The organism is Cupriavidus sp. D39, from assembly GCF_026627925.1.
GTDB lineage: Bacteria > Pseudomonadota > Gammaproteobacteria > Burkholderiales > Burkholderiaceae > Cupriavidus > Cupriavidus ulmosensis.
Window position 1 is genome coordinate 1,549,774 of sequence record NZ_JAPNLE010000009.1, and the last position, 23,491, is coordinate 1,573,264.

Here is a 23,491-nt window from a genome sequence, read left to right on the forward strand (position 1 = left end):
CTCAGGCCGCGTGGCCGTGGCGCTTGCGGTATGCCTCCAGGAAACGGCCCACGCGGCCGATGGCCTCGCGCAGGTCCTCCTCGTGGGGCAGGAACACGATACGGAAATGGTCCGGCTTGCCCCAGTTGAAGCCGGTGCCCTGCACCAGCAGCACCTTGGACTCCTGCAGCAGTTCATAGATGAACTCCTGGTCGTCCTGGATCGGGTACATCGACAGGTCGAGCTTGGGGAACAGGTACAGCGCGGCCTTGGGCTTGACGCAGGTGACGCCCGGGATCTGGGTGATCAGTTCGTGGGCAAGATCGCGCTGGCGGCGCAGGCGCCCGCCTTCGTTTACCAGGTCGTTGATGCTCTGGTAGCCGCCCAGCGCGGTCTGGATGGCCCACTGGCCGGGCACGTTGGCGCACAGGCGCATCGAGGACAACATGTTCAGCCCCTCGATATAGTCCAGCGCGGGCCGCTTGTCGCCCGATACCACCATCCAGCCGGCGCGGTAGCCGCACGAGCGATAGTTCTTGGACAGGCCGTTGAAGGTCACCGTCAGCACATCGGTCGACAGCGCGGCAATGGACGTGTGGCTATGGCCGTCGTACAGCACCTTGTCGTAGATCTCGTCGGCAAAGATGATCAGGCCGTGTTCGCGCGCAATCGCCACGATGGCGTTGAGCAGTTCGTCCGAGTACAGGGCGCCGGTGGGGTTGTTGGGGTTGATGACGACGATGGCCTTGGTATTCGGCGTGATCTTGGCGCGGATATCGTCCAGATCGGGCATCCACTCGTTGGCCTCGTCGCACACATAGTGCACCGGGGTGCCGCCCGACAGGCTCACCGCGGCGGTCCACAGCGGGTAGTCCGGCGCCGGAACCAGCACTTCGTCGCCGCTGTTGAGCAGCGCGTTCATCGACATCACGATCAGCTCGGAGGCGCCGTTGCCGACGTAGATGTCGTCCAGGCCCACGCCCTCGATGTTCTTCTGCTGCGTGTAGTGCATGATCGCCTTGCGCGCGGCGAAGATGCCCTTGGAGTCCGAGTACCCGGCCGAATTGGGCAGGTTGCGCATCATGTCCTGCTGGATCTCTTCCGGCGCGTCAAAGCCGAAGACGGCCAGGTTGCCGATGTTCAGCTTGATGATCTTGTGGCCTTCCTCTTCCATCTGCTTGGCCTTCTCCAGCACCGGGCCGCGGATGTCATAGCAAACATTGTTGAGCTTGTTGGATTTCTGGATCGGTTTCACGGCGATGTTGGCAGGAGGCAAGCGCCGCCGGGTAGCGGCGGCTATCTAGGGAATCTGGGTGGGAAAGGAGCGGCCCGGGTAGCCTGTACGCTGCGTTGCAACGCAAAACGTGGCAGGCAGGGAGGCAAAAGCTATAATTTATCGGATTATGACAGACTTCGGCAGGGATTCTTGCATTGCAGCGCACGCCGCCGGTACCCCGGGGCCGCAGCAAAGCCGCCCGGCCCGCCTGCCCCAAAATGCTCTCAACCCGCCCTGCGCTGCCCCGGCCGAGTCGCCGCGCGCGCCGCGAGGGGCAGCGCCAGATAAGGTTCGCCCTTGAAACTCCACGCAGACCAGCCCAATGCCCTCAATACGGTAACGTCGTACGGCCCGGGCTATATCGAAATCAATATGGTGCGCTACACGGAATCCGTGCTGGTCATGCCCGAAGGCGAGATCCGGCCCTGGCCGGTGCAGCGCTTCGAAGACCTGGAACCCGCGCACTTCGAAGGCCTGCTGGCGCACTCGCCCGAAGTAGTGCTGCTGGGCACCGGCAGCCGCCTGCGCTTCCCCCATCCTCGCCTGACCGCTTCCCTGGCGCGCCTGCATGTCGGGGTGGACGCCATGGATCTGCAGGCCGCCTGCCGCACTTACAACATCCTGATGGCGGAAGGCCGCAAGGTGGCGGCCATCCTGCTGCTGGAGGAGCCTGCCTGAGCCGGCCCGGCGGCCCGGGCAGGCTGGTTCACGCAAGTTAAGCACGCGCCACGCTTGAAGTTAGCCGCCCCGCCCCCATCTGCCGCCACCATGGTGGCCGCACTCACGCAGCCGCCCCCTTCCTGTCCCTCCCAGGAGCCATAAGAATGACAGTCAGTCTCAGCCAGCCCGTACCCGATTTCAGCGCGCCCGCCACCGGCGGCACGTTCAGCCTTGGCGCCCAGCGCGGCAAGACCGTCGTCCTGTATTTCTATCCCAAGGACAACACCCCGGGCTGCACTACCGAAGCCATGAACTTCCGCGACCAGCATGACAACTTCGTCAAGGCAGGCACGGTGGTCTTCGGCATCTCGCGCGACAGCCTGAAGTCGCACGAGAACTTCAAGGCCAAGCTGGAACTGCCCTTCGAGTTGATCTCCGATGGCGATGAAGCCGTGTGCCATCTGTTCGATGTCATCAAGATGAAGAAAATGTATGGCAAGGAAGTGCGCGGCATCGAGCGCAGCACCTTCATCATCGACGGCAAGGGCATCCTGCGCCATGCCCTGCGCGGCATCAAGGTGCCCAACCACGTCGACGAGGTGCTGGAAATCGTGCGCGGCCTCTGATCCGAGGCGTGATCCGGGGCGTGATCCACGGTGATTCGGCCCGGCACTTTAATGCGGCGCAGCAACACCGTCAAAAGTCCACTCGGCAAGCGATTGCAAAACAGAAAACGTTCGGATACATTGACCTTTAATGAGTTCAAGATCCGGATGCCACGCTGCTTCATCGTCCCGGCCCAGGCGCACGCTGCCACAGGCCGGTAGCGGACCTGCCGTGTCTCCGGTCCGAAAGAAAGCCGCCAAACCTGCTAACCAGGTTGGCGGCTTTTTTGTTTGTGTGGTTTGTACGCACAGGACACGATCCCCAATGACGTGGCGCCATGCGGCCACGCCAGTGTCCTGCGCCGTTTTCCAGCCGTCTTCTCCCCCTGAAAGGAAAGCCTAGCATGCCGCTGCCGACCATGCCCGCCAAGCCTGCCCAATTGCTTGACCCGAGCGAATTCGCTCCGGTAACCAAGCTGACTAAGGCCAAATCAGCGTCACAGGGTAAGAAACCTGTGCCGGCGCTGGAGCGTGTGGCCTTGCTGGAAACCGGAACTAGCAAAGCGGAAAACGCGCCGGCCGTGGTGGCCAGCGCCAGCGGTTCGACGCGAGCGCGCACCAAGGATGCGCCGCCGTCCGCGCTGAAGTCCGTGCCGTCGCTGGCCGCCGTGCCCAAGGTGCCCGCCAAGGCCCCTGGCACGACCAACCGTCGCATGCAGAAACACACCGGCCCCAGCAAGCTGTTCGTGCTGGACACCAATGTGCTGATGCACGACCCGTCCTCGCTGTTCCGCTTCGAAGAGCACGACGTCTATCTGCCGATGATGACGCTCGAGGAGCTAGACAACCACAAGAAGGGCATGAGCGAAGTCGCGCGCAACGCCCGCACCGTGAGCCGCACGCTGGACGCACTGGTGGGCGGCACCGATGGCGTGCTCGACGAGGGCTTGCCGCTGGCCAAGCTGGGCAACCGCGATGCGCAGGGCAAGCTGTTCCTGCAAACCAAGCTCAACGAGATCAAGCTGCCTGACGGCCTGCCGCAGGGCAAGGCGGATAACCAGATCCTGGGCGTGGTCAGCGCCCTGCAGCAGCAGTTCCCGGAGCGCCAGGTCGTGCTGGTGTCGAAAGACATCAACATGCGCATCAAGGCGCGCGCGCTCGGCCTGCCCGCCGAGGACTACTTCAACGACCAGGTCCTCGAGGACAAGGACCTGCTGTACTCGGGGGTGATGCTGCTGCCCAACGACTTCTGGGCCAAGCATGGCAAGGGCGTGGAAAGCTGGCAAGACCCGAAGTCCGGCGCCATGTTCTATCGCCTGACGGGCCCGCTGGTGCCCTCCTTCCTGGTCAACCAGTTCGTCTTCCTGGAACCCAGCGACGGCAGCCTACCGCTGTACGCCCAGGTCAAGGAAATCAACGGCAAGACCGCGCTGCTGCAAACGCTCAAGGACTACACGCACCACAAGAACAATGTGTGGAGCGTGACCGCCCGCAACCGCGAGCAGAACTTCGCGCTCAACCTGCTGATGCACCCGGAGATCGACTTCGTCACCCTGCTGGGCCAGGCCGGTACCGGCAAGACCCTGCTGGCACTGGCGGCGGGCCTGGAGCAGGTGCTCGACCAGAAACTCTACAACGAGATCATCGTCACCCGCGCCACCGTGCCGGTCGGCGAGGACATCGGCTTCCTGCCGGGCACCGAGGAAGAAAAGATGCAGCCCTGGATGGGCGCTTTCGATGACAACCTGGAAGTGCTGCAAAAGAGCGACGATAGCGCCGGCGAATGGGGCCGCGCCGCCACCCAGGAACTGATCCGCTCCCGCATCAAGGTCAAGAGCATGAACTTCATGCGCGGACGCACCTTCGTCAACAAGTTCGTCATCATCGACGAGGCCCAGAACCTGACGCCAAAGCAGATGAAGACGCTGGTAACGCGTGCCGGCCCCGGCACCAAGATCATCTGCTTGGGCAACATCGCGCAGATCGACACGCCTTACCTGACCGAGGGCTCGTCCGGCCTTACCTACGTGGTCGACCGGTTCAAGGGCTGGAGCCACAGTGGCCATGTGACGCTGGCGCGCGGCGAACGCTCGCGCCTGGCCGACCATGCCGCGGATGTCCTTTAAGGGGCGCATCATCGCTAAAGACTAAGCCTCTGCACCCTCTGCACCCTCCGCACCCTCCGGAACCATCGGATGCCCTTGTAGGACCACGTCCGGCAGATTTGCCTACCGGCGTGGCCTAGCATCAAAGTATCCGGAGCGCCCGCCATTTCGGCACCTCGCGTGCCGGCGTCCGGCGGGCGTTTTTTTGCCCCTCCCGGCTTGTTGGATCGATGGAGACATTGATGGACAACCACCTGCACCACACACCGCTGCGGCTCGCGCTGGCCGGCAGCGTCGCGATTGCCGTCTTCTCGCTGCTCGCGGGCCCCGCGCTCGCCGCCGACGAAATGGTGATCCGCACCATGGGCCCCGTCAGCTACATCTGCGGGGGCATTGCCGCGGACGAACAGCAGCAACTGGCCGCGCAGCAGAAGAACTTCAACATCGGCCTGCTGTTCACCCAGGGCGAGCGCGGCGAGTACCTGGCCGACGTCGCCGTCAAGATGACCCGCGAAGGCCATGAAGTGGCCAGCTTTACCGCGTCCGGGCCCAAGTGCCTGATCAAGGCCCCGCAAGGCAGCTACAATATCGAAGCGACTTATAAGGGACAGGCCAAGTCGGTCAACGTGAGTACGGGCACCTACAACGCGCAACTGCGCTGGTAAGGCGCCAGGGGCGGCTCCCTCGCTGGGCTGCTCCCCTCGCGCCACGGCACCTGGCCCGGGACCGGACCGAGAAGGATGCCTCTGCGCCAGATAGCCCAAACCGGAAGACGCGTGCCCAGCCAGGCGCGCGCCTTGCTCAGTGCCCGCCTGCACCTGCTTTGCACGGCAGCATTGCTGCTCGCCGCCTGCGCCTCGACGCCGCCTGGGCGTTATAGTGCCCAGCCACGTCCGGCAGGCACCCCCATGGTGGATCCCAGCGCCGGACTGGAAGAAGTCTCCATCCAGGCGATGTCGCTGGTTGGCACGCCCTATCGCTACGGCGGCAATACGCCAGACTCGGGCTTCGACTGCAGCGGCCTGGTCCGCTATGTCGTGCTGCGCGCCGCCAACGTCAACCTGCCACGCACCACCGAAGCCATGGGCGAGCGCGGCGTGTCGCTGGAGCGCAGCCAAGTGGCCTCGGGCGACCTGGTTTTCTTCAATACCACCGGCCGGGCCAACTCGCATGTCGGCATCTATGTCGGGCAGAACCGCTTTGTCCATGCGCCCTCCACCGGCGGCACGGTGCGCCTCGAGGACATGACCAAGTCGTACTGGGCCTCTCGGTACAACGGCGCCCGGCGGGTCGCGGCGGGGATCGACCAGACGCCGGCATCCGTGGTGCCGCCTCGGGCCGCCCCGGCTGCACCACCACCGCCTTCCGTTGCTCCCCAAGCCCCGGTGGACGATGACCCGATCGCCGCATTCGCCAATCGTTAGCGATCGTCACCGTCCTTCGCCACAAACAAAAAAGCCAGGCATCTCGCCTGGCTTTTTGTTTGTTTGCTTGTGGAATCCAGCTGCCGTGCTTCAGAGCACGTGCTTGCCAATCCACCATGCAATGGCAGCCATGAACGCGGATGCCGGAATCGTCAGCACCCAGGCCCAGACGATGTTGCCGGCCACGCCCCAGCGCACCGCCGACATCTTCTGCACCGAGCCCACGCCGACGATGGCGCCGGTGATGGTATGGGTGGTCGACACCGGCACGCCCAGCGCCGAGGCAATGAACAGCGTGATGGCGCCGCCCGTCTCCGCGCAGAAGCCGCCTACCGGCTTGAGCTTGGTGATCTTCTGGCCCATGGTACGCACAATGCGCCAGCCACCAAACATGGTGCCCATGCCGATCGCCACGTAGCAGGAAACGATGACCCAGATCGGCGGCTCCGCGCCGCCCTGCGCCACGTGGCCGCTCGCGATCAGCAGCATCCAGATAATGCCGATGGTCTTCTGCGCGTCATTGCCGCCGTGGCCCAGGCTGTAGAGCGAAGCGGAGACCAGCTGCAGCCGGCGGAACCAGCGATCAACCCGCGACGGCGGCGTACGGAAGAACGTCCAGGCCACGATCACCATCATCAGCGAACCGAGCAGGAAGCCCAGCAGCGGCGAAATGACGATAAATGCCACGGTCTTGAGCAGGCCGCCGCCCACCAGTGCGCTGGTGCCGCTCTTGGCCACCGCGGCGCCAACCAGGCCACCGATCAGCGCGTGCGAGGACGACGAGGGAATGCCGTAGTACCAGGTGATCAGGTTCCAGGCAATGGCCCCCATCAGCGCGCCGAAGATCACGTAGTGATCGACGATGTTGACGTCGATCGTGCCGGTCCCCACCGTAGCCGCCACCTTCAGGTGGAAGATAAAAATCGCCACCACATTGCACATGGCCGCCATGGCCACCGCGTGGTGCGGCTTGAGCACGCCCGTCGACACCACCGTGGCAATCGAATTGGCGGCATCGTGAAAGCCGTTCATGAAATCGAACAGCAAGGCGAGAGCCACCAGCAAGCCGATGACCCACAGGCTCATTTGTATTGTTTGCATTCCGATTTGTGCCTCAGGCGTTTTCCAGGACGATGCCTTCGAGAATGTTGGCAACGTCCTCGCACTTGTCGGTAATGGTTTCGAGCTGCTCGTAGATCGCCTTCAGCTTGATCAGGCGCTTGACGTCCGTTTCGTCGCGGAACAGCTTGGACATGGCGGCGCGCATCACGCGATCGGCCTCGGACTCGAGCTGGTCGATCTGCTGCGCCGTCTTCAGGATGGCGCCGGCATTGCTCATGTCATCGAGCAGGCCGACCGCGATCTTGACCTGGTCGCAACACTGCACGCAGATGGAGGCCAGCTTGCGCGCCTCGTCGGTCAGGCTGGTCACGTCGTACAGCGAGATGGTTTCAGCCACGTCTTCCATCAGGTCGAGGATGTCGTCCATGGTGGTGATGAGCTTGTGGATCTCATCACGGTCCAGCGGCGTGATGAAGGTCTTGTGCAGCAGGTCGATCGTGTCGTGCGTGATGCGATCGGCTTTCTTTTCCGTGGCCTGCACGCGGCGGGCGTGGGCCTCGGCATTGGGCAGGTCGTTGACCAGCACTTCCAGCTCGCGGGCGGCGGTCACCGCGCAATCGGCATGCTGGTTGAAGTATTCGAAGAACTTGCCCTCGGTGGGCATGAATCGGCCGAACATGGAATGTTCCTTGTCGAAGCGCGGGGCGCTGCGGGTAGTTACTAGTTACTGAATCAGGCGGGTACGCATTGCACGACAGCCGCCCGGAGGCGGCTGTCATCAAAACGCAACATTTTACAGGTTTGTGCGGCGATGCCGGGGGACTTTGACACGCGGCATGCACGATCGACTGTGGCCACCGAGCCACGATGCCCGGCAAGCCGCGCCAGGACTGGCTTCAGTTGTCGTTGTCGAAGAAAGCGGGGCCGCCGCTGAAGTTGTCGAACTTGGTGAACTGGCCCAGGAACGTCAGCCGCACGGTACCAATTGGGCCGTTACGCTGCTTGCCGATGATGATCTCGGACGTGCCCTTGTCCTGCGAATCGGGGTTGTAGACCTCGTCGCGGTAAATAAACAGGATCACATCGGCATCCTGCTCGATAGCGCCGGATTCACGCAAGTCGGACATCACCGGGCGCTTGTTCGGGCGCTGCTCCAGGCTCCGGTTCAGCTGCGACAGTGCAATCACCGGGCAGTTGAGTTCCTTCGCCAGGCCCTTGAGCGACCGCGAGATTTCCGAGATTTCGGTGGCGCGGTTTTCGCCGCCGCCCGAGCCCGACATCAGCTGCAGGTAGTCGATGACGATCAGTCCGAGCTGGCCGCACTGGCGCGCCAGCCGGCGCGAACGGGCGCGCAGCTCCATCGAGCTCAGCGCCGGCGTTTCGTCGATGAACAATTGCGCATCGTTCATGCGCTGGATGGCGTGCGTGAGCCGCGGCCAGTCTTCGTCGAGCAAGCGGCCGGTACGCAGGCGGTGCTGGTCGAGCCGGCCGACCGAGCCCAGCATACGCATGGCCAGCTGCGTGCCCGCCATTTCCATCGAGAACACCGCCACCGGCAGGCCCTGCTCCACCGCCACGTGCTCGCCGATATTCAGCGAGAAAGCGGTCTTACCCATGGAGGGGCGACCGGCCACGATGATCAGGTCGCCCGCCTGCATGCCGCTGGTCATGCGGTCCAGGTCGATAAAACCGGTAGGCACGCCGGTGACGTCGGTGCTGGAGTCACGGTGGTACAGCTCGTCGATACGCTCGACCACCTGGGTCAGCAGCGGCTGGATTTCCTGGAAACCCTTCTGCCCGCGCGAGCCTTCCTCGGCAATGGCGAACACCTTGGATTCCGCCTCGTCGAGCAGCTCCCGCACCTCGCGACCTTTGGGGGCGAAAGCCGCGGTAGCGATATCGTCGGCCACGGTCACCAGCTTGCGCAGCACCGAGCGCTCGCGCACGATCTCCGCATAGCGACGGATATTGGCCGCGCTAGGCGTGTTCTGTGCGAGGGAATTCAGATAGGCCAGGCCGCCCACCTCTTCCGCCTTGCCCGCGCCTTGCAGCGTCTCGTAGACGGTGATGACGTCGGCGGGCTTGGTGGCGGCGATCAGCCGGGAGATGCTCTGGAAGATCATCCGGTGATCGAAGCGATAGAAATCCGCCTCGGACAGGAAGTCGGCGATACGGTCCCAGGCGGCATTGTCCAGCAGCAAGCCACCCAGCACCGATTGCTCGGCTTCGATGGAATGCGGCGGTACCTTGAGATTGTCTAGTTGGGGGTCTGCGACAGGCGCGTTCATAGGGAGGGATTATAACGGCCGGCGCCAGCGAGCCGGCGGAGAATTCGCAGCCGGCTGTTGGCACATCCTGGCATGTGACGACGGGACAACCAGCCCCGCCCTATAGCAACAAGGCAATAAGGCATTGAGGCAAGCAAGGGCCGCGGCCAAACAAAAAGGCAGGAGCGCGATGCTCCTGCCTTTTTGTTTGGTCAAGCAAGCGGCACTGGCACCCGGCTCCCACCACCCCGAAGGGCAAGGGGGAACCAGTAGCAAGGCCGATGCTTAGACGTGTTCGCCCAGGACGGAAACCGTCACGTCGACCAGCACGTCGGTGTGCAGCGAGACGCTGACCGGGTGGTCGCCAACAACCTTCAGCGGACCATTCGGCAGACGCACTTGCGCCTTCTCGACCTTGAAGCCTTGGCCAGCCAGGGCTTCAGCGATGTCGGCGTTGGTCACCGAACCGAACAGGCGGCCGTCCACACCCGACTTCTGGGTGATTTGCACGGTCAGGCCGTTCAGCTTTTCGCCTTCGGCTTGCGAGGCGGCCAGCTTTTCGGCGGCTGCCTTTTCCAGTTCAGCGCGCTTGACTTCGAACTCGCTGATAGCAGTCTGGGTAGCGCGGCGGGCCTTCTTGTTCGGGATCAGGAAGTTACGGGCGTAGCCGTCCTTCACGCGAACGATGTCACCCAGGTTGCCCAGATTGATGACTTTCTCAAGCAGAATAATTTGCATCGTGTTTTCTCCGTAACGGACCTAGGGCCGATCAGTTCTTGTGCAGGTCGGTGTAGGGCATCAGCGCGAGGAAACGCGCGCGCTTGATGGCCGTGTCGAGCTGACGCTGATAGTGCGCCTTGGTGCCGGTCAGGCGGGCCGGCGTGATCTTGCCGTTGTCGCCGATGAAATCCTTCAGGGTGTCCAGATCCTTGTAGTCGATCTGTTCCACGCCAGCCACGGTGAAGCGGCAGAAGCGCTTACGCTTGAACAGCGGGTTTTGCTGTTGGAAGCGCTTCTTGTTCTTGTTGTCACGTTTGACGAATGCCATGATTCAATCCTTTTCGAATGCTTTACATCCAGTGATGTGAAAGACGAGAGCCTTGCTGTTGCGGTGCTTGCGGGCCAGGAATCCTTCGCAGTCGAGCATCGCGCCGAGCGGGGTACGCTCAAGCCGCTGGCCGATCTGACCGATTCCCATGGCGGCGATGGCGAACTCCACCTGCCTGGGCGTTTGCGCCTCGACCGTCTCGCCCGCGTACTGCAAGATGCAGTTGACCACGGGGACCCCGGCCGGGGTGTAACGCAAGGCATCGCGTTCCGCGAGCGTTGCGCAGAGCCTTAACTGGTTCAACGCACTCTCCCGCACCGATGCCCGCACTTGCCGCCGCGGCGATCAACGCCCGCGGCAACCACAACAGTCCGCACTTAGGCGGCCTGGACTTCGCTGGTCTGTTGCGCGGCCTTGCGAGCTTCTTCGCGCTGCACTTCCTTCATCATCGGGGACGGTGCGGTTTCAGCCTTCTTGGTCTGAACGATGAGGTGGCGCAGCACTGCATCGTTGAACTTGAACGCGTGTTCGAGTTCAGCCAGGGTTTCCTTGCCGCATTCGATGTTCAGGCAAACGTAGTGAGCCTTGGCCAGCTTCTGGATCATGTAGGCCATCTGACGGCGACCCCAGTCTTCCACGCGGTGGATCTGGCCTTCCTGGGACGTGACCAGCGTCTTGTAACGCTCGATCATGGCCGGGACTTGTTCGCTCTGGTCCGGATGGACGATAAATACGATTTCGTAATGACGCATTGACGCTCCTTTTGGATAAGCTGCCCGAGCGCCATGTCCGGTGCAGCAAGGTTGAATAGCCTTAAAGTATAGCGTGCTTTTGCCATCGGGAGCAAGCCGTCTCAGTGTTCGGCGAACAGCGCCTGCAGCGCCGCCGGGTCCTTTGCCAGTCCTGGCTCCGCAGCCAGAGCCAGGGCCAGCAGCACGCGCGCCTTATAAGGATTGAGGTCGCCGGCAGAAACAAAGGCACCCGACGCCGGCCGGGGAGGCGCAGGAATCGCCACATGCCCTGCCCCTGTACGCGAACTGCGCACGACCGCCACCCCCGCGCCGGCCGCATCGACCAACGCCTCCACCAGCGACTGGTGGACCGAACCATTGCCGGCAGCCGCCACCACCAGGCCCGACACGCCCGCCTGCGCCAAGGCATCCACCACGATCCGACCCGGCTCCGCATAACTAGCCAGGATCTCGACCTGCGGCCACACGGAAGGCACCGGCCAGGCCTTGGCCGGCAAGCGGCTAGCGGTGCGCGCGAAGCGCACCAGATTGTCCTGCACAAAACCAATTGGCCCGGACACCGGCGACACAAAAGCATTCACCGCCGACGTGTGCGCCTTCACCACATCGCGCCCCGCATGAATCTCCTGGTTGATCACCAGCAGCACGCCCTTGCCCGCCGCATCAGCGTCAGCTGCCACGCGCACCGCATCCAGCAGGTTCAACGGGCCATCCGCCGACAACGAGGTCGAAGGCCGCATGGCAGCCGTCAGCACCACCGGCACCGTGCCCACGCAAGCCAGGTGCAGCAGCATGGCCGTTTCTTCCAGGGTATCGGTGCCGTGCGTAATGACAATGCCCGAGACATCGGGCTGCGCGGACCAGAAAGCCACGCGCTCCACCAGCCTGGACCACAGCGCGAACGACATGTCTTTGCTATCTACCTGAGCCACCTGCTCCGCCTCGACCCGCGCCACCGCGCCCAGCGCCGGCACCGCATCGAGCAGCGCAGTCACCGGCACCGTGGCCGCCTGGTACTTCGCGCTGCTGGCTGGATTGGAAGAAGAACCGGCAATGGTGCCGCCGGTAGCGAGCACGACAACACGAGGCAGGAGAGACATGGCGGGAAAGTGGTCGAGAGCCAGGAAGGTTGAACAGCGCACAACGCAAGACGCTTCGGGTGCCGCGGATTGTAACCCTCCACCCACTCGTCACGGCACGCGCCAGGACCCGTGGGACGCACCTGTCAATGCGCAAACTCCCAAAATTCCGCTTGCACTTCACTCGATACTGTATAAAATCACAGCATACTGTTTAAACATACAGTGCTTTCAAACACCGGCGACCATGGCGACCCTGACACCGCGACAGCAGCAGATTTTCGACTTGATCCGCAGCAGCCTCCAGCACACGGGCTTCCCGCCCACGCGCGCCGAGATCGCCGCCAAGTTCGGCTTCTCCTCACCCAACGCAGCCGAGGAACACTTACGTGCCCTGGCCCGCAAAGGCGTGATCGAGCTCACCCCGGCGCCTCGCGCGGCATCCGCCTCAAGGTCTCGCGCAGCGACTCCGAGCTACCCGACCAGTTCTCCCTGCCCATGGCCGGCGTAATGCAGCTGACGCTGCCGCTGGTCGGGCGCGTCGCAGCCGGCAGCCCGATCCTCGCCGCCGAACACATCGACCGCCAATACCAGATCGACGCCTCGGTCTTCGACGTGCAGCCAGATTACCTCCTCCGGGTGCGTGGCCTCAGCATGCGCGACGCCGGCATCCTCGACGGCGACCTGCTTGCCGTCAAACGCGCCAGCGAAGCCACCAACGGCAAGATCGTCGTCGCCCGCCTGGGCGACGACGTCACCGTGAAGCGCCTAAACCGCCGCGGCGACACCATCGAGCTGATCGCCGAGAACCCCGACTTCCCCAGCATCATCGTGCAAGCCGGCCGCGAAGAGTTCTCACTGGAAGGCATCGCCGTCGGCCTGATCCGCCCCGGCGCCTTCTGACGAGTGCGGCTGAGGCGGGCGAACCCCGATCAAGCCGACACCCGATTGTGCCAACGCGCCCGCGTAGCGGGTACCGCTAACTGTTGTTGCAAGTCACCAGGTGTAGCCATGCTGCCAGCCAACCGCCTCTCCGCCCGCCGCCCCGTCAAGCCCGTGCCCTTCCGCCAATCCAAAGGCGTTCGCATCTACCAGGGCGCACAACGACGCACCATGGTCGGCAGCATGGCCGCGATCTGCCGAATGCTTGAGCTGGAGGATTCCTCCAAGCTCGGCGTTTAAGCAGGCGGCACAGAAAAAATTTGTGCAGAGTACTAGCCATCCGGCTTTTGGCATTGTATGATCTTGTTCTTCGTTGTTCGGCACTTAGCTGAACGACATCGACGGTGGCTGTAGCTCAGTTGGTAGAGTCCAGGATTGTGATTCCTGTCGTCGTGGGTTCGAGTCCCATCAGCCACCCCAAGAATTAAATGAGTTAGCAGGTATGTGCCCGCTAACTTAATGTGAATTTTGGAATGAGAACTTCCAAAGTTTGGAACTTGAAAAGCCCACCCCTTCGGTGGGCTTTTTGCTTTTGGGGCCTGGCATCGAAGTTTGATACTGTATATCCATACAGTTAACTCAACTTTCGGCATTCCCAGTCAGGCGGCTCTTATACTGTATATCCATACAGTATAAGTGAGAGAGACATGTTCGCCTGCGCCCCCGGTACCGTCTACCTCTACAGCCAATCCCATGGGGCTGCGCGTTTGGCCATCCGCTGCCTCCACCTGACCATAGAAGATCCGCTGCTCACAGCCGACACCTGGAACCCTGAGGTTGAGGCTGCCGCCCAGGCAGCCGGCGCCACCCTTACCCTGACGGGGGTCGATACCGCAGCAATCATGGCGCTGCCATGGACAATCGACCGCCTGGCGTTCGATTACCGGGGCACTCGGCTGAGCTTCCAACTCGCCTACAGCATCCAGTTCGTCGGTCCTCGCTCGATTTGCCTGCGCACCCGCGGCGAGCGCCACTACGGCATCCGCGAGGAGATGGCATGCCCCGTGTGACCTACCAGGCTGGCTCAATCTTCCTGGAAACGCAGTTCCTGCCCGGCGACACGGCAGTGCCGCGACTCTCCTCCCGGATCGCGGCACTTTTCTTTGCGGTACAACCTGTCCTGGAAGGCCTGCGGGACGCCGCCCCCTGGCGGCCGGCGGCGGCCGCGCCTACACGGATGCAGGAGCCCCACCGGAGCTCAGTATGCCGCCGCGCGCTCGTCACGCCGGGGGTCCCTCAGATTTGAGTCTGCCGTTTCCAGCGGATATGATGGCGACTGAGGCGGCGCCGCTTTCGGCACGACGCAAGGCGCCACGACCGCATCCCCGGCGGAATCAATTGTGACTTCACAATGAAAACCCTCCGTATCGCTTCCTTTTTCCTCGCTACAGTCGCGCTATCCGCTCAAGCAGTTCAAGCGCCTGACAGCCAATGGCAGCGCGTTGGGTTGTCGCTATCTGAGCTTGTTGGGCGTGGTTACGGCATTGCCGCGGTTACGAGCGACTCGTCTCCAAATGGGGTATCAACTGAAACGTTCTACCTTCAAAGGGGCGAAAGCGCGTACAAATGCATCGAGGTTCATGCCATTGATTTCAAGGCAAAAAAGTCTGCAGCGCTTTTTGATTGCTTTGAACTCGTTACGCCCTACGCAACGCCTCGCACCAAGTGAGGCAAGTATGCGGGCCGGTGCGCACACGGCACGGCCACTGGCACCCTCACCTCCTCCGGCCTCTCGATCACCTGCGGCGCGGCGGCACAGCCGACCAGCGGAAGCAATGCACGTGCGGGCAACGCCTCTAAATTGCGTTGCTGCTCAATTCTGAGGCGCAACCAAGCCACCAAGCCACCAAGCCAGCATTTGTATTTATAAAAAGTACAAGGGGGCCAATGCACTGGCAAACTAAAGCGCGAATATTCCGCGCGTTGTCGATGACCCCGTTCGGGGACAACATCCATTACTTCCTGCAGCGCAAGGTCACCAAGGAATTGCCGCGGCGCGTATGCGGCCTGGATGAACTGCTGGCGACGGCGCGCAACTTGCACGCCGATGCCCAGCGCCATCGAGCAGATGGATCTAGGAAAAGCCCAATTCGTGGAGATTGGCGCCGGGCGAATCTGGCCGTATCGGTTCTACTGCGGTCACTTTATCTGTGGAAGCGACTCTTGGAATCCGTGGAGCAAACAGCCGACGAGCGCCGGACCGTAATTGCTGTCCGGACTATCCGGGATCTTCCACTCGAAGAAACCATCCTCGGCAAAGGTTGCGTTCCCCTGATCCTCGATCAGGATCACGTGGAACGGAACCAGCCGCATCATTTCATCTGCGCCTAGAACGAAGCGCGAAAATTGGTACCGCCCCACGAGGTGTCCATCCCACTTCGCAAAGCCGAACTGAGCATAAACGCGACCGAAGCTAGTATTGAGCTGGAAACTCTCTCTCTCGTCACCCGGTAACGCTGGGCCTTCCACCGCGGCGCGGGCCAAGAACCCCTCTTGGGCAAGACATTCGCCCACGAACTTCATGAACCGCCTCGCCTGCGCGCGAAGCATCTCGGCGCGCATGGCATTTTTCCTGGCGGCGTCGCGCTGCTCTTTTGTGGCTTCCATGTCGCCTTCATGAGAGTGAAGTGGTGTCCAGTCTCCGACGTGCTGGCGGTGTCTGCAATAGCCCTTTATGGGGGAATGCAGATCCCCGGATCGAGGTGGTGTAGAGCCGCTGGATGCAGAGCATGAAGAGCACGATTGGCGTACATGCCCGCGCTGGGCGGCACGCGACTCTATAACGCCATCGGCCCGCGTCTCGGCATGATGCCCGACACCCACTGCACGAAATGCGACACGCACGCGAAGCGCTGCCAGCTCCTCTGGAACGAGATCAACGGGTCCTGCGCGTGGGCAGCGACCCTGTGGGTGGTGGATTTTCGGAGGGTTCAGATATGGGCGCAACCCATGGTGCCCGTCGGCAAGCGCAAGGCCGGGCAGATCCTACCGATCAGCGGCGCGCAATGCGCGAATGAGTTTCTGCACTAGCTGTTCATGTTGCTCCAGCGCCTCATCAAGCGTGCAGGCTCCATAGCTCTCGTTTTCTTCCACCACCTTCCCAACAACACGAGTCACGAACAGCGGTGTGTCCCTAGGTGCTCGCTCGGACACCCCGCGGAAGCGGGTAGTGACCACGACGCCGGAGTCTTCCATCAGCGTGCGGCGGAAGATCAGTTCGTTTTCAGCCATCCAGCGCGACCATTCGCCCCGGTCCAACACCTGGACAGGCCGATTCTTCGCATCCAGGATATAGAAACGACTCCATCTGGGTGATGCCGATCGGGATCTCATGGGAGGATGATCGGAGTGCGTTGCAGCCCGTCAATACTGAATGGCCCCCCTAAAGGGTAGTGCAAAACATGCACCCACCGATAAGTCGATTCGATTGACTTCAAGCATCATGTGCCCTCTGTCAGGCAGCAATACACTGGAAACATGGCGTGGTCGGAGCGCGCGCTATTGCAAAAGGATCCTGCTGAAGCTCAACGGGCAGCGGAGGCAGTTCAGCGAATCGGCGCGCAGATATCAAAGAATCGCCGCGAGTGAATAGCCGCCTATTGGCACCCGACGCCATCGAGACGCATCCCCGCGCGATGCTAGCTCAATTAGTCGGCAAGGGGAAAGCCAAAGACATCCCGCTCCAGGTCTTGCTCGAACGCCGTCGTCCATGAGGTCCCGGCTCCGCCAGGATAGCGCCGGACTTCGCCCCCGATTACGCGGGCGACGGTGACTTCGCGCGGAATACGACTCGGGCCGCCGGTTAGCGCAATGCCCTCCTCCGCGGACACATCGAAGTCCTCTCGTACAAATCCATGCAACGCGCAAGCCGACTCGAAACTCTCGCGCTCATCCGCTGGCAGTTCGTGGAACAACTTTTGAGCCATGACCATCTCCCAGATCCCTCGCCAGGATCCTAGCATGACCAATCCGAGCATCCCCGAGCGGCTCGGTTACCCCATCTGCAATGCAATCACGCTCCAGGAAACCGAGTCCCGGCCCTGCGTATCCTTGCGCAGCCCGCTGTAGATTTCGGCCAGGCCAACCGCTCGGCCAAGTTCCAGCGTCTCTTCGGCTGAAACGTCGAACATCCTTCGACCGGGGGAATCGGCCCGTGGCGGAGCGACATAATGACGCGGGCGCCCGGCGCTAGCAGCGCTGCGATTGCTTTCATCGCAACGGGGCGCTCGGCGGCGTCAAGATGCATCCATACGGCAGTCAGCAGAATCAGGTCAAAATGCTCTCGCCTGGACCGCATCTTGGATAGGTGGGGCAGTGCATCGTCCACCCACTCGATGGGCAAGGCCGCATGAATGCGCTGCCCCTCACGACGGAACTCGCGCGTGGGTTCAACGGCCACAACCCGATGTCCCAGCCGAGCGAGCGCGGCCGCATCGCGGCCAGACCCGGCGCCGACGTCGAGAATGCTGCTTGGCGCCAGTGGGAATAGGTGCAGTACGTCTCGATGGACATCCTCGAACAGGATGCTCTCGTACTGCTGCGCCAATGCGACTGCGTTCTTGCCATAGCCGGAAGTACTTGCTGCTGGTTTTCTCATTCAGGTCCCCTCTCGCTCCCGATGGAGGTTTTCTTGTGCCCCGGTTTCGGCAAAAAGAATCAAAATGCCCCCATCGACGGCGGATAGCAAGCAGGCGTGCGCTTTGGCATATTTCAGATACTCGTTGCTTGACCCCGACGAGACTTCTCGTAGACCGCCCTGCTAACCTGCCGGCGGTCTCTTTTTTACGGATGCCCCGGGCGGCTCGGATTCGCATCCTGAGTTGCCAGACTCCCTAGACGAAACCATCCCGGAATGGAAATGGCCCGCATCGCTTGCGAGGCCTGTGGCACAGTATCGAGCTATGCGGCCCTCTGCGTGTAACGGGGCGCTTTCTCTGCGTCTACGTGGGAGCCTTCAATATGGCCGGCACCAGCCTGCTTCTGCTGATCGACGACATCACCTCCATCCTCGACGATGTGGCCACCATGAGTAAAGTGGCTGCCAAGAAAACGGCCGGCGTGCTAGGCGACGACCTCGCCTTGAATGCGCAGCAGGTCAGCGGCGTGAAAGCAGATCGAGAATTACCCGTCGTGTGGGCTGTAGCGTTGGGATCCTTGCGCAACAAGGTGATTCTGGTGCCGGCAGCTCTGGCGATCAGCGCTGCCGTGCCATCAGCTATCGTGCCACTGCTAATGGCCGGCGGCGCCTTTCTTTGCTATGAGGGATTCGAGAAGATTGCGCACAGCTTCCTCCATAGCGATTCCGCAGAGGGGAAACCCGATTCCGGAACGCCCCAGGCAGCAAATCCCGAGACGGATATGGCTGCCTACGAGAAAGCCAAGATTCGTGGGGCGGTGCGCACTGATTTCATCCTGTCGGCGGAGATCATCGTCATCTCGCTCGGGACAGTATCCGGCGCAACATTCGGCACGCAGGTGGCCGTGCTGACGACCATTTCCTTGCTCATGACGGTGGGCGTCTATGGCCTGGTGGCGGGTATCGTCAAGCTGGACGATGCCGGCCTGTACCTTAGCCAGAAGGCCTCTGCTGGCGCGCGGGCCATTGGCCGCGGCATCCTGCGCCTGGCGCCTTGGCTGATGCGCGCGCTATCTGTGATCGGGACCGCGGCGATGTTCCTGGTAGGCGGCGGGATTCTGGTGCACGGTATTCCTGCTGCGCATCATCTAGCAGAGCCCGCAACTGAAATGCTGGCAGGAGTACCCGTGCTCGGTGCAGGCCTGGGAATGCTGGGTCCTGTATTGATCAATGCACTGACAGGCATCGCAGCAGGTGCACTGGTCACGGCTGTAGTCGCCGTTGCGAAACTTGGAATGCGAGCCCTACGGCCATCGACAAACTAAACACAACGTCTTAAATAATGCAGCATAGTCGTCGTAGTACCTCGTTTGGTCTCTTCCATTGCTGGAAGCAGGCGTCGACTGCCGAGAGAACTTCTACGAGGGTGGCGAAGTACCGGTTATGTAACCCCAGGCGCCGTGTCAGTTTCCATACGCGTTCGATAGGCGCCAGTTGCGGGCTGTATGGTGGCAGGAACAACAACGTCATGTGCCGCCTGTATTTGTGCAGTAACGGTTTGAGCAGAACGGCATGGTGGTACTTGGCGTTGTCCAGGACCACGACGATGCGCTTGCCGCGACGTCGATGGCGCAGTAGTTGGCGAAGAAAGGATGCAAACGTTTCTGCGTTGAAGACAGGGCATACCTGCCAGATGAAGCGACCCGTGCTCAGACTGACGGCGCCAAAACATGCCACCGACTTTCGCGTCGGCGCATGCATCAACACCGGATCGCGGATTTCCGGGGCCACCCACATGCGACAGCGCGATCCGTGTTGCTGGAAATGGCATTCGTCCAGGCTCCATAACTCAATGTCGTCGCGCTTTGCCAGTCGCCGCAGTTTTTTTACCGCCGCAACGCGAACAGGATCAGACTGGGCGACCTGCGGGCGCGGCTTGCGCAGCCGGAAACCCATCTGGCGAAACAGCCTCTGGCACTGCCGCACGCCCAGCTTGATGCCATAGCGCTGACGCAAGTGCTCCGATAGAACGGGCCCATCCCACAGGCCCGCTTCAAATCCGAAGTCGCGTGGTGTCTTGCGCAGATCCGCCTCGATGCGACGCCATTGCGAGTCATTCAACGCACGCGGGCGACCGGGCCGTTCACCTTCCCGCAATCCGTCGAAACCGCCCCGCTCGAAACGTCGGACCCATCGCTGAACTGTCGTGGCCGCTTGACCGAACATCTGGCCCACTTCAGTGCACGAGTAACCGATGCTGACCAGCAGCACCCCGTGCAGGCGGTGGTCATACCGCGACTCCTCGCTTCGCTCGATCTCCTGTCGAATCGCCAACTGCATGATCTGTGCGTCTGCAATCTCGAGTCTGCGCATGGCTGCCTCTCCATTAGAGTAACCACGCAATCATACATGCTGCAATACTTATGTCGTCATGTTTAGTTTCGTTCTTGCGTTCGAAACCGCTGCCGCAAAAGCAAAACCCCCAGTACTTTCGTACTGGGGGTTTCAAGGAGAGCCTGGCGATTACCTACTTTCACACGGGTATCCGCACTATCATCGGCGTGGAGTCGTTTCACGGTCCTGTTCGGGATGGGAAGGGGTGGTTCCAACTCGCTATGGTCACCAGGCATAAACGGTGGCCGCGTTGACTTGGTCAACGCAGCGAATAGGGATGTAGTAGTAGGTTGCGAGGTATCGGCCAAGCTGCTGTGTGGCTGTCGCAGCGGCACGCGATACTCAACCAGGAGAAACACACTGGTTATAGGATCAAGCCTTACGGGCAATTAGTACTGGTTAGCTTAACGCATTACTGCGCTTCCACACCCAGCCTATCAACGTCCTGGTCTCGAACGACCCTTCAAGGAGCTCAAGGCTCCAGGGAATCCTCATCTTCAGGCGAGTTTCCCGCTTAGATGCTTTCAGCGGTTATCTCTTCCGTACATAGCTACCCTGCGATGCCTCTGGCGAGACAACAGGTACACCAGCGGTACGTCCACTCCGGTCCTCTCGTACTAGGAGCAGCCCCCGTCAAGATTCCAACGCCCACGGCAGATAGGGACCAAACTGTCTCACGACGTTTTAAACCCAGCTCACGTACCTCTTTAAATGGCGAACAGCCATACCCTTGGGACCGGCTACAGCCCCAGGATGAGATGAGCCGACATCGAGGTGCCAAACACCGCCGTCGATATGAACTCTTGGGCGGTATCAGCCTGTTATCCCCAGAGTACCTTTTATCCGTTGAGCGATGGCCCTTCCATTCAGAACCACCGGATCACTATGTCCTGCTTTCGCACCTGCTCGACTTGTCGGTCTCGCAGTTAAGCACGCTTTTGCCATTGCACTTTAGGTACGATGTCCGACCGTACCAAGCGTACCTTCGAACTCCTCCGTTACACTTTGGGAGGAGACCGCCCCAGTCAAACTGCCTACCATGCACTGTCCCCGATCCGGATTCACGGACCAAGGTTAGAACCTCAAACAAACCAGGGTGGTATTTCAAGGACGGCTCCACGCAGACTAGCGTCCACGCTTCAAAGCCTCCCACCTATCCTACACAGATCGGTTCAAAGTCCAATGCAAAGCTACAGTAAAGGTTCATGGGGTCTTTCCGTCTAGCCGCGGGGAGATTGCATCATCACAAACACTTCAACTTCGCTGAGTCTCGGGAGGAGACAGTGTGGCCATCGTTACGCCATTCGTGCAGGTCGGAACTTACCCGACAAGGAATTTCGCTACCTTAGGACCGTTATAGTTACGGCCGCCGTTTACCGGGACTTCAATCAAGAGCTTGCACCCCATCATTTAATCTTCCGGCACCGGGCAGGCGTCACACCCTATACGTCCACTTTCGTGTTTGCAGAGTGCTGTGTTTTTATTAAACAGTCGCAGCCACCATTTTATTGCAACCCCTTCACCCTCCTGGCGCAGGCCAGTCAAGCTACAAGGGCGTACCTTATCCCGAAGTTACGGTACCAATTTGCCGAGTTCCTTCTCCCGAGTTCTCTCAAGCGCCTTAGAATACTCATCTCGCCCACCTGTGTCGGTTTGCGGTACGGTCTCGTATGACTGAAGCTTAGAGGCTTTTCTTGGAACCACTTCCAATTGCTTCGCAGCACTAGGCCGCTCGCCCCACATCCTTGAATTCCGCGCCCGGATTTGCCTAAGCGCCTTCTCCAATGCAGGGACCGGGACTTCCAACACCCGGACAACCTTCCGCGATCCGTCCCCCCATCGCATCATACGACGGTGCAGGAATATTAACCTGCTTCCCATCAGCTACGCATCTCTGCCTCGCCTTAGGGGCCGACTCACCCTACGCCGATGAACGTTGCGTAGGAAACCTTGGGCTTACGGCGAGGGGCTTTTCACCCCCTTTATCGCTACTCATGTCAGCATTCGCACTTCTGATACCTCCAGCATCCTTTACAAGACACCTTCACAGGCTTACAGAACGCTCTCCTACCATGCACTTACGTGCATCCGCAGCTTCGGTGACTGGCTTAGCCCCGTTACATCTTCCGCGCAGGACGACTCGATCAGTGAGCTATTACGCTTTCTTTAAAGGATGGCTGCTTCTAAGCCAACCTCCTGACTGTTTTAGCCTTCCCACTTCGTTTCCCACTTAGCCAATCTTAGGGACCTTAGCTGGCGGTCTGGGTTGTTTCCCTCTTGACACCGGACGTTAGCACCCGATGTCTGTCTCCCGTGATTGCACTCTTCGGTATTCGGAGTTTGCTATGGCGGGGTAATCAGCAATAGACCCCCCAACCATGACAGTGCTCTACCCCCGAAGGTGAGACACGAGGCACTACCTAAATAGTTTTCGGAGAGAACCAGCTATTTCCAGACTTGTTTAGCCTTTCACCCCTATCCACAGCTCATCCCCTAACTTTTCAACGTTAGTGGGTTCGGTCCTCCAGTACGTGTTACCGCACCTTCAACCTGGCCATGGATAGATCGTCTGGTTTCGGGTCTACACCCAGCGACTGAACGCCCTATTCGGACTCGCTTTCGCTACGCCTTCCCTAATCGGTTAAGCTTGCCACTGAATGTAAGTCGCTGACCCATTATACAAAAGGTACGCCGTCACCCGTTTCCAGGCTCCGACTGTTTGTATGCATGCGGTTTCAGGATCTATTTCACTCCCCTCCCGGGGTTCTTTTCGCCTTTCCCTCACGGTACTGGTTCACTATCGGTCGATCACGAGTATTTAGCCTTGGAGGATGGTCCCCCCATCTTCAGACAGGATTTCACGTGTCCCGCCCTACTTGTCGTACACCTAGTTCCACAACGCTGTTTTCGCATACAGGGCTATCACCTGCTATGGCCGGGCTTTCCATCCCGTTCTGCTAACAACACTGCTAAAGAGTACAAGGCTCTTCCCATTTCGTTCGCCACTACTCTGGGAATCTCGGTTGATTTCTGTTCCTGCAGCTACTTAGATGTTTCAGTTCGCCGCGTTCGCTTCCCTGACCTATGTATTCAGTCAGGGATGACCCATACGGGCCGGGTTTCCCCATTCGGACATCTCCGGATCAAAGCTTGTTTGCCAGCTCCCCGAAGCTTTTCGCAGGCTACCGCGTCCTTCATCGCCTGTGATCGCCAAGGCATCCACCACATGCACTTGTTCGCTTGACCCTATAACGAGTGTGTCTCAAACTTGCGTCCAAGTACGTGCTCGCTACAGGATGAGTTCTCGCATTTGTGCCGTATT

Annotated in this window: 24 protein-coding genes, 1 tRNA gene, 2 rRNA genes and 2 pseudogenes; 12 read left to right on the forward strand and 17 right to left on the reverse strand. The window is 60.8% G+C overall.

What is annotated here, in order from left to right; translation table 11 throughout:
• Position 1 precedes the first annotated feature (1 nt).
• Complete coding sequence (locus OMK73_RS19115; protein WP_267603512.1) at positions 2-1,234, reverse strand: pyridoxal phosphate-dependent aminotransferase; 1,233 nt, start codon at positions 1,232-1,234, stop codon at positions 2-4.
• A 318-nt stretch (positions 1,235-1,552) separates the two neighbouring features.
• Here OMK73_RS19115 and OMK73_RS19120 point away from each other — a divergent pair, with 318 nt between their 5' ends.
• The 5 genes from OMK73_RS19120 (at position 1,553) to OMK73_RS19140 (ending at position 6,049) form a co-directional block, all read left to right on the forward strand.
• Positions 1,553-1,933: an Mth938-like domain-containing protein gene (locus OMK73_RS19120; protein WP_267603513.1), complete on the forward strand. Its 381-nt coding sequence runs from the start codon at positions 1,553-1,555 to the stop codon at positions 1,931-1,933.
• A 146-nt stretch (positions 1,934-2,079) separates the two neighbouring features.
• On the forward strand, positions 2,080-2,541 hold the full coding sequence (locus OMK73_RS19125; protein WP_267603514.1) for a peroxiredoxin: 462 nt from the start codon (positions 2,080-2,082) through the stop codon (positions 2,539-2,541).
• A 383-nt stretch (positions 2,542-2,924) separates the two neighbouring features.
• A complete protein-coding gene (locus tag OMK73_RS19130) occupies positions 2,925-4,646 on the forward strand; it encodes a PhoH family protein (RefSeq protein ID WP_267603515.1) in 1,722 nt (573 codons plus the stop codon).
• Positions 4,647-4,867: 221 nt separating this feature from the next.
• The gene (locus OMK73_RS19135; protein WP_267603516.1) at positions 4,868-5,290 is read left to right on the forward strand and encodes a hypothetical protein; all 423 of its coding nucleotides are present in this window, start codon (positions 4,868-4,870) and stop codon (positions 5,288-5,290) included.
• A gap of 75 nt (positions 5,291-5,365) precedes the next feature.
• Positions 5,366-6,049 carry a C40 family peptidase gene (locus OMK73_RS19140; protein WP_267603517.1) on the forward strand — a complete coding sequence of 228 codons (684 nt, stop codon included), beginning with the start codon at positions 5,366-5,368 and terminating at the stop codon, positions 6,047-6,049.
• A 90-nt stretch (positions 6,050-6,139) separates the two neighbouring features.
• Here the strand turns inward: OMK73_RS19140 and OMK73_RS19145 are convergent, their stop codons facing one another.
• From OMK73_RS19145 to OMK73_RS19180, 8 genes are all read right to left on the reverse strand, one after another.
• Entirely contained in the window at positions 6,140-7,150 is a 1,011-nt protein-coding gene (locus OMK73_RS19145; protein ID WP_267603518.1) for an inorganic phosphate transporter, read from the reverse strand.
• A gap of 13 nt (positions 7,151-7,163) precedes the next feature.
• Positions 7,164-7,790 (reverse strand): DUF47 domain-containing protein, encoded by a 627-nt coding sequence (locus tag OMK73_RS19150; protein WP_267603519.1) that lies wholly within the window; start codon positions 7,788-7,790, stop codon positions 7,164-7,166.
• 217 nt (positions 7,791-8,007) lie between these two features.
• Entirely contained in the window at positions 8,008-9,399 is a 1,392-nt protein-coding gene (locus OMK73_RS19155) for a replicative DNA helicase (protein ID WP_267603520.1), read from the reverse strand.
• A gap of 264 nt (positions 9,400-9,663) precedes the next feature.
• The gene (gene rplI / locus OMK73_RS19160) at positions 9,664-10,116 is read right to left on the reverse strand and encodes a 50S ribosomal protein L9 (protein WP_043347244.1); all 453 of its coding nucleotides are present in this window, start codon (positions 10,114-10,116) and stop codon (positions 9,664-9,666) included.
• 31 nt (positions 10,117-10,147) lie between these two features.
• A complete protein-coding gene (rpsR, locus tag OMK73_RS19165) occupies positions 10,148-10,426 on the reverse strand; it encodes a 30S ribosomal protein S18 (RefSeq protein WP_006163606.1) in 279 nt (92 codons plus the stop codon).
• Between the two features lie 3 nt (positions 10,427-10,429).
• Entirely contained in the window at positions 10,430-10,729 is a 300-nt protein-coding gene (gene priB / locus OMK73_RS19170) for a primosomal replication protein N (protein ID WP_017228959.1), read from the reverse strand.
• Between the two features lie 74 nt (positions 10,730-10,803).
• Entirely contained in the window at positions 10,804-11,178 is a 375-nt protein-coding gene (rpsF, locus tag OMK73_RS19175) for a 30S ribosomal protein S6 (protein ID WP_006163598.1), read from the reverse strand.
• Between the two features lie 101 nt (positions 11,179-11,279).
• A complete protein-coding gene (locus OMK73_RS19180; RefSeq protein WP_267603521.1) occupies positions 11,280-12,278 on the reverse strand; it encodes an asparaginase in 999 nt (332 codons plus the stop codon).
• Positions 12,279-12,504: 226 nt separating this feature from the next.
• Here OMK73_RS19180 and lexA point away from each other — a divergent pair.
• From lexA to OMK73_RS19205, 5 genes and pseudogenes are all read left to right on the forward strand, one after another.
• Positions 12,505-13,160 (forward strand): annotated as a pseudogene (lexA, locus tag OMK73_RS19185) (transcriptional repressor LexA).
• Positions 13,161-13,268: 108 nt separating this feature from the next.
• Positions 13,269-13,439, forward strand: coding sequence for a hypothetical protein (locus OMK73_RS19190; RefSeq protein ID WP_267603522.1), 171 nt, complete (start codon positions 13,269-13,271; stop codon positions 13,437-13,439).
• Between the two features lie 104 nt (positions 13,440-13,543).
• Positions 13,544-13,619 (forward strand) — tRNA-His (locus OMK73_RS19195).
• Positions 13,620-13,846: 227 nt separating this feature from the next.
• Entirely contained in the window at positions 13,847-14,209 is a 363-nt protein-coding gene (locus OMK73_RS19200) for a hypothetical protein (protein ID WP_267603523.1), read from the forward strand.
• Between the two features lie 341 nt (positions 14,210-14,550).
• Positions 14,551-14,868: a hypothetical protein gene (locus OMK73_RS19205; RefSeq protein ID WP_267603524.1), complete on the forward strand. Its 318-nt coding sequence runs from the start codon at positions 14,551-14,553 to the stop codon at positions 14,866-14,868.
• On the opposite strand, the gene OMK73_RS19210 is transcribed toward OMK73_RS19205, so the two are convergent.
• Both OMK73_RS19210 and OMK73_RS19215 read right to left on the reverse strand, forming a co-directional pair.
• Positions 14,844-15,260 (reverse strand): hypothetical protein, encoded by a 417-nt coding sequence (locus OMK73_RS19210; RefSeq protein ID WP_267603525.1) that lies wholly within the window; start codon positions 15,258-15,260, stop codon positions 14,844-14,846. The genes OMK73_RS19205 and OMK73_RS19210 overlap by 25 nt on opposite strands.
• A 78-nt stretch (positions 15,261-15,338) precedes the next feature.
• A complete protein-coding gene (locus OMK73_RS19215; RefSeq protein WP_267603526.1) occupies positions 15,339-15,806 on the reverse strand; it encodes a hypothetical protein in 468 nt (155 codons plus the stop codon).
• A gap of 144 nt (positions 15,807-15,950) precedes the next feature.
• Between OMK73_RS19215 and OMK73_RS19220 the strand changes: the two genes are divergently transcribed.
• A complete protein-coding gene (locus OMK73_RS19220; RefSeq protein WP_267603527.1) occupies positions 15,951-16,229 on the forward strand; it encodes a hypothetical protein in 279 nt (92 codons plus the stop codon).
• Here OMK73_RS19220 and OMK73_RS19225 read toward each other — a convergent pair.
• The 3 genes and pseudogenes from OMK73_RS19225 to OMK73_RS19235 all read right to left on the reverse strand — a co-directional run bounded on the left by OMK73_RS19225 (position 16,185) and on the right by OMK73_RS19235 (position 17,796).
• Positions 16,185-16,532 (reverse strand): hypothetical protein, encoded by a 348-nt coding sequence (locus OMK73_RS19225; RefSeq protein ID WP_267603528.1) that lies wholly within the window; start codon positions 16,530-16,532, stop codon positions 16,185-16,187. The two genes, OMK73_RS19220 and OMK73_RS19225, sit on opposite strands and share 45 nt — an antisense overlap.
• A gap of 314 nt (positions 16,533-16,846) precedes the next feature.
• Entirely contained in the window at positions 16,847-17,125 is a 279-nt protein-coding gene (locus OMK73_RS19230) for a hypothetical protein (RefSeq protein WP_267603529.1), read from the reverse strand.
• Between the two features lie 66 nt (positions 17,126-17,191).
• A pseudogene (locus OMK73_RS19235) lies at positions 17,192-17,796 on the reverse strand (class I SAM-dependent methyltransferase).
• A 362-nt stretch (positions 17,797-18,158) separates the two neighbouring features.
• On the opposite strand from OMK73_RS19235, the gene OMK73_RS19240 reads away from it, so the two are divergent.
• Positions 18,159-19,100: a DUF808 domain-containing protein gene (locus tag OMK73_RS19240; protein WP_267603530.1), complete on the forward strand. Its 942-nt coding sequence runs from the start codon at positions 18,159-18,161 to the stop codon at positions 19,098-19,100.
• A 10-nt stretch (positions 19,101-19,110) separates the two neighbouring features.
• Here OMK73_RS19240 and OMK73_RS19245 read toward each other — a convergent pair whose 3' ends face one another.
• From OMK73_RS19245 to OMK73_RS19255, 3 genes are all read right to left on the reverse strand, one after another.
• Positions 19,111-20,148 (reverse strand): IS630 family transposase, encoded by a 1,038-nt coding sequence (locus OMK73_RS19245; protein WP_267601124.1) that lies wholly within the window; start codon positions 20,146-20,148, stop codon positions 19,111-19,113.
• Between the two features lie 141 nt (positions 20,149-20,289).
• A 5S ribosomal RNA gene (gene rrf / locus OMK73_RS19250) occupies positions 20,290-20,402 on the reverse strand.
• A 135-nt stretch (positions 20,403-20,537) separates the two neighbouring features.
• Positions 20,538-23,415, reverse strand: a 23S ribosomal RNA gene (locus tag OMK73_RS19255).
• Positions 23,416-23,491: the final 76 nt, after the last annotated feature.